Origin of the sequence: Mangrovibacterium diazotrophicum, assembly GCF_003610535.1 — a bacterium.
Lineage (GTDB): Bacteria > Bacteroidota > Bacteroidia > Bacteroidales > Prolixibacteraceae > Mangrovibacterium > Mangrovibacterium diazotrophicum.
Genome location: NZ_RAPN01000002.1, coordinates 325031 through 337663, shown reverse-complemented (window position 1 = coordinate 337663; position 12633 = coordinate 325031). Strand labels below are relative to the sequence as shown.

The 12633-nt window shown below is 42.5% G+C and carries 12 protein-coding genes; 3 read left to right on the top strand and 9 right to left on the bottom strand.

Annotated features, from left to right (window positions below):
- The first annotated feature begins 13 nt into the window (after window positions 1–13).
- Window positions 14–664, top strand: a complete 651-nt coding sequence (locus tag BC643_RS17550) for a LolA family protein (RefSeq protein WP_120274570.1) — start codon at window positions 14–16, stop codon at window positions 662–664.
- A gap of 66 nt (window positions 665–730) precedes the next feature.
- On the opposite strand, the gene pyk is transcribed toward BC643_RS17550, so the two are convergent.
- The gene (gene pyk, locus BC643_RS17545) at window positions 731–2155 is read right to left on the bottom strand and encodes a pyruvate kinase (protein WP_120274569.1); all 1425 of its coding nucleotides are present in this window, start codon (window positions 2153–2155) and stop codon (window positions 731–733) included.
- Between the two features lie 94 nt (window positions 2156–2249).
- On the bottom strand, window positions 2250–2669 hold the full coding sequence (aroQ, locus tag BC643_RS17540; RefSeq protein WP_120274568.1) for a type II 3-dehydroquinate dehydratase: 420 nt from the start codon (window positions 2667–2669) through the stop codon (window positions 2250–2252).
- A gap of 179 nt (window positions 2670–2848) precedes the next feature.
- Here aroQ and xerD point away from each other — a divergent pair, with 179 nt between their 5' ends.
- Together xerD and pckA are read left to right on the top strand one after the other, a co-directional pair.
- The gene (gene xerD, locus BC643_RS17535) at window positions 2849–3748 is read left to right on the top strand and encodes a site-specific tyrosine recombinase XerD (RefSeq protein WP_120274567.1); all 900 of its coding nucleotides are present in this window, start codon (window positions 2849–2851) and stop codon (window positions 3746–3748) included.
- A 230-nt stretch (window positions 3749–3978) separates the two neighbouring features.
- Window positions 3979–5592, top strand: a complete 1614-nt coding sequence (pckA, locus tag BC643_RS17530; protein WP_120274566.1) for a phosphoenolpyruvate carboxykinase (ATP) — start codon at window positions 3979–3981, stop codon at window positions 5590–5592.
- A 60-nt stretch (window positions 5593–5652) separates the two neighbouring features.
- Here the strand turns inward: pckA and BC643_RS17525 are convergent, their stop codons facing one another.
- From BC643_RS17525 to elbB, 7 genes are all read right to left on the bottom strand, one after another.
- Window positions 5653–6810 (bottom strand): sodium ion-translocating decarboxylase subunit beta, encoded by a 1158-nt coding sequence (locus BC643_RS17525; RefSeq protein WP_120274565.1) that lies wholly within the window; start codon window positions 6808–6810, stop codon window positions 5653–5655.
- Between the two features lie 16 nt (window positions 6811–6826).
- A complete protein-coding gene (locus BC643_RS17520; protein WP_120274564.1) occupies window positions 6827–7267 on the bottom strand; it encodes a biotin/lipoyl-containing protein in 441 nt (146 codons plus the stop codon).
- A gap of 9 nt (window positions 7268–7276) precedes the next feature.
- Complete coding sequence (locus BC643_RS17515; RefSeq protein WP_170154611.1) at window positions 7277–8167, bottom strand: OadG family transporter subunit; 891 nt, start codon at window positions 8165–8167, stop codon at window positions 7277–7279.
- Window positions 8168–8177: 10 nt separating this feature from the next.
- Entirely contained in the window at window positions 8178–9737 is a 1560-nt protein-coding gene (locus BC643_RS17510) for an acyl-CoA carboxylase subunit beta (RefSeq protein ID WP_120274562.1), read from the bottom strand.
- A gap of 33 nt (window positions 9738–9770) precedes the next feature.
- Window positions 9771–10172 (bottom strand): methylmalonyl-CoA epimerase, encoded by a 402-nt coding sequence (gene mce / locus BC643_RS17505; protein WP_120274702.1) that lies wholly within the window; start codon window positions 10170–10172, stop codon window positions 9771–9773.
- 203 nt (window positions 10173–10375) lie between these two features.
- On the bottom strand, window positions 10376–11686 hold the full coding sequence (locus BC643_RS17500) for an acetyl-CoA hydrolase/transferase family protein (protein ID WP_211338129.1): 1311 nt from the start codon (window positions 11684–11686) through the stop codon (window positions 10376–10378).
- A gap of 275 nt (window positions 11687–11961) precedes the next feature.
- Window positions 11962–12618, bottom strand: coding sequence for an isoprenoid biosynthesis glyoxalase ElbB (elbB, locus tag BC643_RS17495; RefSeq protein WP_120274560.1), 657 nt, complete (start codon window positions 12616–12618; stop codon window positions 11962–11964).
- Window positions 12619–12633 lie beyond the last annotated feature (15 nt).

Sequence of the window (12633 nt, the reverse complement as noted above, 5' to 3'; positions counted from 1 at the left end):
AATAAACATTGAAATGAAGAAATTGATCGCCCTAATGGGGTTAGCGCTAATCGTATTTAGTGTGTCAGCTCAAGTTGATCAGAAAGCAAAATCGATCCTTGAAAATGTAACCAAAACAACCCAGTCTTACTCGACCATTCAAGCCAACTTTGATTATATCATGGATAACTCGGAAATGGATATCCACGAGAATAATAAAGGAAACATCGTCATGAAAGGCAACAAGTATTTGTTGAAACTTGCTGACCTTGGCCTTGAAGTTTATTGTAATGGTGCCGAAGTAGCCACTTATATGAAAGATGCCAACGAAGTGACGATTTCACCCATGGATGCTGAATCGGGCGAAATGATGAATCCTTCGAAGCTTTTCACAATTTATGAGGACGGGTTTTCATATAAGTTCGTTGAGGAAAAAGTGATCGACGGGAAAAACTCATACGTCATCGATTTGTTCCCCGAAGCCAGCGATATTGAATACTCAAAAATCCGTATCCAGATTGACAAAGAACGCATGTTGATCAGTAAAGCGGAGATGTTTGGTAAGGAAGGCAATAACTACATCGTTAAGGTGAATGACCTGAAGACAAATGTTGATGCACCGGATGCACTTTTCAATTTTGAAAAGGCAAAACATCCCGGAGTCGAAGTTGTAGATTTACGCTAAAATCAAAATAGAAGAAATAAAAAAAGGAGCTCGAGAGCTCCTTTTTTTGTATCGTTTGGAATCAGATTATTCTGCTTCTTTTTGAGTCAATTTCTCAACGTTTGAGATCTCCATGAAAGTAGATCCACCGCCAATACCGAAACTTCCTCCTACGTAAACGATTTGGTCACCACCTTCAAGAATTCCTTTTTCAGTCAATGCTTTCAGTGAGTTGCGAACCATTTTAAACTTGTCTTTTTTCGGCTCAATAACATCGGCATAAACACCGTATGAAAGCGAAAGAATACGAGCAACGTGTGGTTCGTAACATTGTGCATAAACAGGTTTTGTTCCGCGGAAAGCTGCCAGATAACGAGCAGTTCTACCAGTTTTTGTGTTTGTCACAATTGCTTTGGTAGGAAGTTCGTTTGATGCCTGAATCGCTGCTTCTGCAAGGAACGCAGGAATTTCGTTTTCAACCAAAGGAACAGTAATGTCGTTACGTTTGTCTTTGCTGTGCTCAACTTCGTTTGCGATGCTGTTCATTACTCTAACAGCTTCGATAGGATAGTTCCCATAAGCAGTTTCACCACTCAACATGATTGCATCTGCGCGTGAGAAAATTGCATTGGCAACGTCACTAACTTCGGCACGAGTTGGGCGAGGATTGTCGATCATTGTGTGCAACATTTGAGTAGCAACGATAACCGGTTTTTTGCGCTCAACACATTTTTTGATCAAATGACGTTGAATTCCAGGAATTTTTTGTGCAGGAATTTCAATACCCAAGTCACCACGGGCAACCATAACACCATAAGCGTGATCCAAAATCTCGTCGATGTTTTCAACACCGTCAAGGTTTTCGATTTTAGCGATGATTTTAATCGGGCTATTGAATTCGTCAAGGATTTTTTGAACAGCAATAACGTCAGCTGCATTACGAACGAAAGAGTGGGCGATGAAGTCAACACCTAATTCTGCAGAGAATTTGATGAATGATTCGTCTTTTGCTGAAATTGAAGGTAATTGAACTGTGAATCCAGGAGTATTCACACTCTTTTTATTTTTGATTTTACCTTTGTTTTCAACGCGGCAAAGAACGCAATCAGCTTCTTTTTCTACCACGGTGAAAGCAGTCTCTCCGTCGTCAATCAAAATTTGTTTACCTACAGGGATTTCGATGTGCATTTTTTCGTAAGAAACGGCGAAGAACTTGCGGCCAGCTTCGCTTTTTTCACGAATGATACCAGACACTTCAACGATTTCTCCTTCTGCAACTTCTATTGGAGCTTCGATACCTACGGTTCTGATTTCAGGGCCTTTAGTATCCACCAAAATTGCGATTTTATCAGATACTGCACGCACGTTATCAATTAACGGTTTGGCAGAATCCGGGGTCATGTGCGCTGTGTTCATACGAACAACGTTCATGCCGCTTTCATGCAGGGTTTTTAAGAACTCAGGATCACATCTAAGATCCGAGATTGTGGCTACGATTTTTGTATGTTTCATTTCGAACGATATAAATTATGGGGCTTCAAAAATAGATTTTTTTATTGAAGCCCGAACAAACATTTTAATTCGTACGAAAGAATTAACTCAAACGTTAATATTTAATGAAACTTTCGATTCCGAGCCGGTACGAGTCGAGTCCGAAGCCCATAATACTGCCTTTGCATACCGGACCAATGATTGATTCGTGACGGAAACTTTCACGGGTGAGAATATTCGAAATATGCACTTCGACCACCGGAGTTTTGACGCCGGCGATGGCATCGCGGATGGCAACCGAGGTATGAGTATAAGCACCAGCGTTGATAACAATGCCATCATAAGAAAAACCAACCTCGTGAATCTTGTTGATTAATTCGCCTTCAACATTCGACTGGTAATACTCCAATTCGAGGCCTTTATATTTATTAACCAATTCATTGTAATATGTTTCAAAACTTATTTCACCGTAAATGCCTTTCTCTCTTTTACCTAACAGATTTAAATTCGGCCCATTGATTAACAATATTTTCATTTTTATTTCGCTTTTTTAAAAATTCTAGTAACTTTATGATTCCTCCATCGTATTGAAAATTATGTAATCTTGGGGAAGAAACTACATTATTTCAAACGCTTGGTTGGAGTTTTTTATAAACCTCCGGAAGGAGCCAAAATTATTTAATTTGTTCTTAGAAAAAAATTAATTTTTTTATTATGAAATGGGAAGATAGTAAAAAAGGTTTTGAGACTTTTTTGAGACTGGAGAAATCACTTTCTCAAAATTCGATTGCCGCGTACATCAATGACATCAACAAGTTGATGGCTTTTTTGGATGAAAGTTTTAAACGTTTGACTCCGGAAAAAGTAAGGATTAATCACCTGCGCAGCTTTATTGAATATATTAACGATCGTGGTGTTAGTCCTCGTACTCAAGCGCGGACAATTTCTGGAATTAAGTCTTTTTTCAAGTACTTGCTGATGGAAGGCAAGATTAACAGTGATCCTACAACTCTATTGGAATCGCCAAAAATTGGCCGCAAATTACCTGATGTTTTAACGATGGAAGAAATCGACATGATCATTGATGGTGTGGATTTGACAAAATCGGAAGGACAACGTAACAAAGCAATGCTCGAAACATTGTACAGTTGTGGTTTGCGTGTGTCGGAATTGGTTAATTTGAAGGTGACTAACTTGTTTTTCGATCAGGGCTTTATTAAAGTAGAAGGAAAATCGGAAAAAGAACGCTTGGTGCCGGTTAGCTCGAAAGCGATTGAAGAAATAACAAAATACATTCAGGGATATCGCAAAACTCTGAGAATTAGTTCCGATAGTGAAAATGTATTGTTCTTAAACCGTCGTGGAAAGAAATTGAGCAGGGTGATGATCTTCACGATTATTAAGAACCTGGCCGAAAAAGTTGGTTTAAACAAGAAAATCAGCCCGCACACTTTCCGTCACTCTTTCGCGACTCACTTAATTTCCGGAGGCGCCGATTTGCGCGCTGTTCAGGAAATGTTGGGACACGAATCAATTCTGACAACCGAAATCTATACGCATTTGGATCGTGATTATCTGAAAAATACAATCACGCATTTCCACCCGCGTTCATAGCCGATTCGGTGGTATTTTAGAATTTATTTAGAAAGAATACAAATAAAAGAATCACCTTTCTATATGTTTTTTAAGACAGTATTTCCCGGAAATACTGTCTTTTTTTTTGCTAGCTTGCAGTAACCCATTGATAATTAGGATTACTTACACCCCCTTCGAGTTCTTTGATTATCGGATATTATTCGGCATTGATCCAAATGCCATTTATAAATCTCTTTAACTGTTATCATATGAAAGAATTAGATTTATCAGTTTACGGCATTCAAAATGTAGAGGAAATCGTTTATAACCCTTCGTACGAGTTGCTATTTAGTGAAGAGATAAAGCCTGAACTCACGGGTTTCGAAAAAGGCCAGGTGACCGAGTTGGGAGCAGTGAACGTAATGACAGGGGTATTTACCGGAAGATCGCCCAAAGACAAATACATTGTATACGACGAGGTGACCAAAGACACAATTTGGTGGACCTCTGAGAAAGTCCATAATGATAATAAACCAATTTCACCAATAATTTGGAACCATCTGAAAGGGATTGTTGCGAAGCAGCTATCCGGTAAGAAGCTGTATGTTGTTGACACTTTTTGCGGGGCAAATCTTGATTCCCGGCTGAAAGTGCGTTTTATCGTAGAAGTGGCCTGGCAGGCTCATTTTGTGAAAAATATGTTTATACGTCCAAGCGAGGAGGAGTTGGAGGTTTACGGTGAACCCGATTTTGTGGTGCTGACCGGTTCAAAAGCTGTCAACCCGGATTGGAAGGAGCAAGGGATGCATTCGGAGAATTTTACCGTTTTCAACCTGACGGAAAAGATGCAGGTGATTGGTGGAACCTGGTACGGCGGCGAGATGAAAAAGGGTATTTTCTCGATGATGAATTATTACCTGCCATTGAGCGGAATCGCTTCCATGCACTGTTCTGCCAATGTTGGTGCCGATGGGGATACTGCTATCTTCTTTGGACTATCCGGTACAGGAAAAACGACTTTGTCTACAGACCCGCACCGGCAATTGATTGGTGATGATGAACACGGGTGGGACGATGATGGTGTCTTCAATTTTGAAGGTGGCTGTTATGCGAAAACGATTTGTTTGGATAAAGAGTCGGAACCGGATATTTACCATGCAATTAAACGGGATGCTTTGCTGGAGAATGTGACGGTGGACGAGCATGGGAAAATTGATTTTGATGATTGTTCAGTAACTCAGAATACGCGCGTTTCGTACCCGATTTACCACATCGACAATATTGTGAAACCGGTGTCGAAAGCCGGACATGCTCATAAAGTAATCTTCCTGTCGGCTGATGCCTTTGGCGTTTTACCGCCGGTGTCCAAGTTAACGCCGGAACAAACGAAATACCATTTCTTATCTGGTTTCACCGCAAAATTGGCCGGAACCGAGCGCGGAATTGACGAACCTCTTCCGACTTTCTCTGCCTGCTTTGGTTCGGCTTTCCTGAGCCTGCATCCTACGAAATACGGCGAAGAACTGGTGAAGCGGATGGAGCAGAATAACGCGAAAGCTTACCTGGTAAATACCGGCTGGAACGGAACAGGAAAGCGTATCTCGATAAAAGATACCCGAGCCATCATTGATGCGATTTTGGATGGATCGATTGAAAAAGCAGAGACCAAAATGATTCCAATCTTCGATTTGGAAGTGCCGGTTGCACTGCATGATGTTGATCCTCATATTTTGGATCCGAGGGATACTTATCCGAACGCCTGTATTTGGGAGGAAAAGGCGCTGCATTTGGCCGAGTTGTTCATCAAGAACTTTAAAGACTACACGGATACAGAGGAAGGCCAAAAATTAGTTGAAGCCGGGCCTCATGTGATCTTGTTATAAAAATAGAAAGGCTTCCGATTTCGGAAGCCTTTTTATTTTTTATAGGTTTTTTTCTTGATATTACATCAGGAAGCTTAGCAGGATACCAGCTGCGATTGCAGAACCGATAACACCGGCTACGTTTGGTCCCATCGCGTGCATCAGCAAGTGGTTGGTTTTATCGTATTCTAAACCAATTACCTGCGAAACGCGGGCACTGTCCGGAACAGCAGATACACCAGAGTTACCGATCAGCGGGTTAATCTTGTTACCTTCTTTCAGGAACAGGTTGATGAATTTCACAAACATCACACCGGCGAAAGTTGCAATAACGAAAGAGAATGCGCCCAACAGGAAGATTCCGACCGACTTGATGGTCAGGAAGGTGGTTGCTTGTGTTGAAGCACCAACAGTCAATCCTAACAGAATCGTTACGATGTCGATCAGCGGTCCTTTAGCAGTATCAGCCAGACGTTTTGTTACACCACTTTCTTTCAGCAAGTTCCCGAAGAACAGCATACCGAGTAGCGGCAAACCACTGGGGACGATAAAGGTTGTAAGCAACATCCCGGATATCGCAAAAATCAGTTTCTCGTTTTTCGATACAGCGCGTGGAGGTCTCATGCGGATAACACGTTCTTTTTTCGAGGTCAACAGGCGCATGATTGGCGGTTGAATAACCGGAACCAAAGCCATGTATGAGTAGGCCGAAATGGCAATCGCACCCATCAAATCGGGAGCCAGTTTCGACGAAATAAAGATCGCAGTAGGACCATCAGCACCACCGATAATACCGATCGCACCCGCTTCTGTAGGGCTGAAACCCAATGCCAATGCAATACAATATGCACCGAAGATACCGAATTGGGCAGCAGCACCGATCAGGATCAGTTTCGGGTTCGAGATCAATGCCGAGAAGTCGGTCATGGCACCAATTCCGAGGAAGATCAGCGGAGGGTAGACCCCTTGTGCCACACCAAAGTACAAGTAGTTAAGTACACTGCCGGATTCGTAGATACCAATCTTAAACCCGGGCGCGAATGCAATGTTGCCGACAATGATACCAAAACCGATTGGTATCAGCAGCATAGGCTCAAATTCCTTCGCAATGGCCAGGTAGATGAACAGCAAGCCCACACAAATCATGATGAGGTGCCCAACTGTTAAATTCGCAAAAGCCGTAAACTGAAGGAATTGCCCAATATGTTCGATGATAAAGTCAATAAAAGATGTCTCCATGTTTCGTCTCCTTTTATTAGCCGATGGTAATTAAGATATCACCTTCCATGACTGCATCGCCTTTTGTTTTGTGGATGGAAACAATTGTACCGTCTTTATCGGCCTCAATGTTGTTTTCCATTTTCATTGCCTCAAGCATGATGACTTTGTCACCACGTTTTACAGAGTCGCCTTCTTTCACATACACTTCCAGAATGACACCAGGTAGCGGTGATTTGATTGTACCTGAACCTTTCGGTGCAGATGGGCTGCTTGTTTTGGCAACTGAAGGGTGAACATCAGTAGATGGAACAGCTTTCGGACGAACTAATTTTGGCGTTTTCGGGGTTTTAATTTCTTTACCAACTTCAACCGTATAGACCGAACCGTTGATCTCAATTTCGGCAACATTATCCTCGATATTCAGAATCTCGGTTTCATATTCATTGCCGTTTATGGTGAATTTGAATTTTTTCATGTTGAATGATTAAATGCGTGGATTTTTTCTTAAAGTATAGATTTTTGAACTCCAGGGAGAATAGGCTTTTGATACCTTTTTGATGGTCAACACGGTGTTTTCATAGTCGTGCTGTTCCGATTGGTAAAGGTACAAGGCCATCGCAATTGCTGCGTTAATTTCTCCCGACAGTGGTTGTGTTTCAGCTGTTTTTGCAGTTGCTTCAGCCCCTTGAGGTTTAGCTTTAGGTTTCGCTTGGAAGAAACTTCCAACGATACGGTAAACAGCAAAAAGAATTGCTAAAACTAAAAATACAACCAGCATCGCAATTACCACCATACCGGCACCATAAGGGTCGTGTTTTACAAACTTCTCACCTGACGATGCTTTGCGTGTGTGATCATTGTTTGAACGAGGAGTTGTATGATCGGTGAATGACCAGTCTGTTCCGTCAGGCGATACGCGGGTGTAAGAAACGTCGGCTTTTTGGCCTGCCGGAATTTTGATCTCGTCGATTAATGATTTACCGTTGGCATCATACAGGTAAAGTGTTGTTCCCTCTGTAATTGTAAAGTTTAGGTGGAAGATACCACGCGACGGTTTATTGTCAGCGAAAAACAAAACAAACTCGCGCGGTGCAATTTGGGTTTCCGGCGAATCGTTGGGAATCCAGTATTTGGTTGGATTACTTTGATCATCGGTCAGGAAACAGCCACCAATATTGACTTTACTGTAAGAAGTGTTTACGATTTCGATCCAGGAACTATGCTGACCATATTCGTCTGTATAGTTGGATTCGTTATTCACCAAAATCTCATTAAACCGGAAGTCGGAAGCGCTTTGTGCAAAAAGCGCTTTTCCGGAAACGACCAGTGTTAAAAGAATGATCCCGGCAAATAAATATTTCAATTTTCTTTGCATGATCATTAGATTATAATGGGATGTTGGTGTGTTTTTTCGGTGGCATCACGTCTTTTTTGGTTGCCAGCGATTGCAATGCACGGATAATCCGGAAACGCGTGTTGCGAGGCTCAATTACATCATCGATGTAACCATACTTCGCTGCGTTGTAAGGATTTGCGAATTGATCTTTGTATTCTTGTTCCGAGTCTGCAATGAATTGTGCTCTTTCCTGTGGATCCTCGATTTCGCGGATCTTTTTGCTTTGAAGAACTTCAATAGCTCCTTTGGGTCCCATTACAGCGATCTCGCCGGTTGGCCATGAGTAGTTGATGTCTCCACGCAGGTGTTTCGAGCTCATCACACAGTAAGCACCACCGTAAGATTTACGCAGGATAACAGTAACTTTTGGCACAGTTGCTTCGCCATAAGCGAAAAGCAATTTCGCACCGTGAGTGATGATACCGCCGTATTCCTGAGCAGTTCCTGGCAAGAATCCGGGAACGTCAACCAAGGTTACTAATGGAATGTTGAAGGCGTCGCAGAAACGAACAAAGCGAGCTGCTTTACGTGATGCGTTGATGTCGAGTACCCCTGCCAAATAGTTTGGTTGGTTAGCCACGATACCTACTGAAATACCATTGAAACGAGCAAAACCAACAACAATGTTCTGAGCATAGTTACGGTGAACTTCCAGGAATTCGCCGTAGTCAACGATGGTGTGGATAACGTCTTTTACGTCGTATGGTTTGTTTGGATTGTCCGGAATAACTTCATTCAGTGAGTCATCCAAACGGTCGATTGGGTCGTCGCAAACAGCCAACGGCGTATCTTCCAGGTTGTTTTGTGGCAAGTAGCTCAGCAATTTGCGAATCAGAGCGATACCTTCCTGTTCGTCTTCAGCGATGAAGTGAGTTACCCCTGATTTTGAACCGTGAACAGAAGCACCACCAAGCTGAGCATCTGTCACAACCTCACCGGTTACGGTTTTCACCACTTTAGGTCCGGTTACGAACATGTAGCTGGTGTCCTTGCTCATCAAAATAAAGTCGGTAAGGGCAGGAGAGTACACGGCTCCACCGGCACAAGGACCAAAAATTGCTGAGATTTGAGGAATTACCCCTGATGCCATGATGTTACGTTGGAAAATCTCGGTGTAACCAGCCAAGGCTGTAACACCTTCCTGAATACGCGCACCACCCGAGTCGTTGATACCAACCAGCGGAGCACCCATTTTCAGGGCCATGTCCATCACTTTGCAAATCTTTTGAGCGAACGTTTCAGACAGTGATCCACCGAAAACAGTGAAATCCTGAGAGAAAACGTAAACCAGACGGCCATCGATTGTACCTTGTCCGGTAACAACACCGTCGCCCAGGAATTTTGATTTTTCGAGCCCGAAGTTTGTACAACGGTGTGTCACAAACATGTCGAATTCTTCGAAACTTCCTTCGTCCAGCAACATGTCTATACGCTCGCGAGCAGTAAATTTACCCTTTCCATGTTGGGCTTCAATTCTTTTCTCACCACCACCTAATTTTGCTTCGTTCCTTAGGTTGATGAGTTGTTTAATTTTATCCTGATTGTTCATCTTAATTCATTGAAAAGTTGGTAGTCAATAAAATTATTCGCAGCAAAGCTCTGTTAACACACCCAGTGTTGATTTTGGGTGAAGGAAACCAATGTTCAGTCCTTCAGCACCTTTGCGCGCTTTTTTGTCGATCAGGGCTACTCCGTTAGCTTCAACTTCAGTTAAGGCTTCGTCAACACCATCAACAGCGAAAGCCAAGTGGTGAATACCCTGTCCTTTTTTCTCAATGAATTTACCAATTGGTCCTTCCGGATCAGTTGATTCCAACAATTCAATTTTCACTTCTCCAACTTTGAAGAAAGCAGTTTTTACCTTTTGGTCAGCTACTTCTTCAATGCTGTAACACTTCAATCCTAAAACGTTTTCGTAGTAAGGAATTGCTTCTTCAAGGCTTTTTACAGCGATTCCAATGTGTTCAATGTGAGATATTTTCATTTTTATGAATAATTTAAGTAATGAATGATATATAAATTTTAAAATGTCTCCAAAATTGCTCGTTTTCGGAATGTCTGCCGAAAATTCAGATACGAAAAATCCCATGTATCAAGACTTGGTTGTTTGCTTGATACAGAGGTTTGATTAAAAAGGTTAGTTGTGAAGCGGGCAAACTTCATTTGAAATTTGCCCGCTGAAGATATTTAGTATGATTTTTTTACAAAGTGGAAGTGAGAACCGAAACGCTCAAAGGCTGCCTGGTCAAGCGAATCCCGGTGATCGGGGTGCGCAATTGAGATCAGCAATTTAGCACGTTCCTGTAATGTTTTTCCGTATAAGTTAACCGCTCCGAATTCGGTAACAACCCAGTGCATGTTAGAGCGTGTACTTACAACGCCTGAACCGGGGAGAAGAATCGGGCTAATTTTAGAAACACCTTTTGCAGTTACTGAAGGTAGAGCGATAATTGGCTTACCACCTTTAGAATAACCAGCACCACGGATGAAGTCGATTTGGCCACCAACACCTGAATAGTGTTTGATACCGATTGAGTCGGCACAAACCTGACCTGTCAGGTCGATTGCTAATGCTGAGTTGATTGCCGTCAGTTTGTCCAACTGGCGAATCACGCTCACGCTGTTGGTGTAACCAACGTCCATCATGGCAACACGTGGGTTATCATCGATGAAGTCGTACAGCGCTTTGGTACCCATCAGGAACGAAGCAACCATTTTACCTTTGTCGATGGCTTTGTGCTTACCGGTTACAACACCAGCTTCAACCAGCGGAAGAATACCATCGGCGAACATTTCAGTGTGAACACCCAAGTCTTTGTGGTTACCCAACTGTGCCAAAACAGCGTTCGGAATACCACCGATACCCATTTGCAAACAAGCTCCGTCTTCAACCAACTCGGCAACGTTCTTACCAATTTGGACATCAATATCAGAAAGAGGCGCCATGTCGTGCGCATACAATTGAATATCATCTTCAACGAAAATGTCAATGTCGTCGATATTCACCATTGCGTCGCCGAAAGCACGTGGTACGTTCGGGTTTACAGCAGCGATTACAACATCAGCTGTTTCAATGGCCGCAAGAGTTGCGTCAACCGAAGTTCCCAATGACACATAACCGTGTTTGTCAGGAACCGAGCACATTACCATGGCTACGTTTACTTTGCAGTAACCTTCGCGGATCAGTTTTTGAGTTTCACTCAGGAAAACAGGCACGTAGTCAGCGTAGCCGGCTTGCGTTTGCTTGCGCAGGTTTCCACCAACGAAAAACTGTTCCGAAACGAAGATTCCCTCGAATTCAGGATCTGCGTAGTCTAACTTGCCTTCAACGTGGATGTGCTGAATTTTTACATCGTAAAGTTCTCCGTTCCGACCACGCTCTACCATGGGTTTAATAAGCGTGTGAGGCGTAACAGCCACACTACTTAAGTGAACACGATCTCCGGATTTTATAACTTTTACAGCCTCTTCGGGCGTAACGTATTTGATTTGTTTCATAATGAAGAAATAGTATAAATTGCTCTGAAAATTGAGACGTAAAGATAAAAATTTAGAGGGGTGAGGCTTGAAAAAGCCACTTATTTAAACCCGTTTTAATAAAAGCTGTGGTATTTCTAAATTTAATGTTAAGAAAGTCGACTTTAGCTTGTTATTAATTGATTATAAGGAAATAAGGATGCTTTTGTCTTTAATTATTTTCCGAGAATTTGTTGCAAATAGGGATGTTTTTTTAGTTTAATCGTGATTAAATAATGGGATAATGTTCAAAATAGTTAAGACATCGATAAAATGGTCTTGATCACGTTCTTAGCTCCGGTTTCTATTTGGTCGATTGTAGCGTCGAGCATGTAACAAGGTGTTGTGACCACTTTGTAATTTCTGTCGATGACAATTTCGCCGTGCGTAGCCGGGACGTGTTTTCCACCCATGGCTTCAATAGCACCGGCTGTACCCGGATCGTTTCCGATAGTAACATCAACTTTACCTAAAATTTTTGCAATGACGGCAGGAGCGATGCAGAGTGCCCCGATTGGTTTGCCGGCTTCAGCTGTCGATTTCACCGCTTTAACGACATCTTCATTTACCGAGCAATTTGGTCCATCGAACGCTAAAGAGCTGAGATTTTTTGCGGCACCAAAACCACCCGGAAAAACGATGGCGTCGAAGTCTGCCGGATTGTATTCTTTTAAATCCTGAATTTTGCCACGGGCAATTCGTGCGGATTCAACTAAAACATTACGCGTTTCCGGCATTTCCTCGCCGGTAAGGTGATTAATAACATGATGTTGATTGATATTTGGAGCAAAGATGGTGTACGACGCGCCGGCCTTGGCAATTGCCAACATGGTAAGAGTAGCTTCATGAATTTCGGCGCCGTCGTAAACGCCGCAACCGGAAAGAACAACTGCGAACTTCTTCTGTTGAGTCATCGTTTGTGTTTTTTG

Coding starts and splice junctions, on each gene's coding strand:
- pyk (WP_120274569.1), bottom strand. CDS start 2,155: ATGAAACATACAAAAATCGTAGCCACAATCTCGGATCTTAGATGTGAT.
- pckA (WP_120274566.1), top strand. CDS start 3,979: ATGAAAGAATTAGATTTATCAGTTTACGGCATTCAAAATGTAGAGGAA.
- aroQ (WP_120274568.1), bottom strand. CDS start 2,669: ATGAAAATATTGTTAATCAATGGGCCGAATTTAAATCTGTTAGGTAAA.
- BC643_RS17525 (WP_120274565.1), bottom strand. CDS start 6,810: ATGGAGACATCTTTTATTGACTTTATCATCGAACATATTGGGCAATTC.
- elbB (WP_120274560.1), bottom strand. CDS start 12,618: ATGACTCAACAGAAGAAGTTCGCAGTTGTTCTTTCCGGTTGCGGCGTT.
- BC643_RS17520 (WP_120274564.1), bottom strand. CDS start 7,267: ATGAAAAAATTCAAATTCACCATAAACGGCAATGAATATGAAACCGAG.
- BC643_RS17515 (WP_170154611.1), bottom strand. CDS start 8,167: ATGCAAAGAAAATTGAAATATTTATTTGCCGGGATCATTCTTTTAACA.
- BC643_RS17500 (WP_211338129.1), bottom strand. CDS start 11,686: ATGAAACAAATCAAATACGTTACGCCCGAAGAGGCTGTAAAAGTTATA.
- BC643_RS17550 (WP_120274570.1), top strand. CDS start 14: ATGAAGAAATTGATCGCCCTAATGGGGTTAGCGCTAATCGTATTTAGT.
- xerD (WP_120274567.1), top strand. CDS start 2,849: ATGAAATGGGAAGATAGTAAAAAAGGTTTTGAGACTTTTTTGAGACTG.
- mce (WP_120274702.1), bottom strand. CDS start 10,172: ATGAAAATATCTCACATTGAACACATTGGAATCGCTGTAAAAAGCCTT.
- BC643_RS17510 (WP_120274562.1), bottom strand. CDS start 9,737: ATGAACAATCAGGATAAAATTAAACAACTCATCAACCTAAGGAACGAA.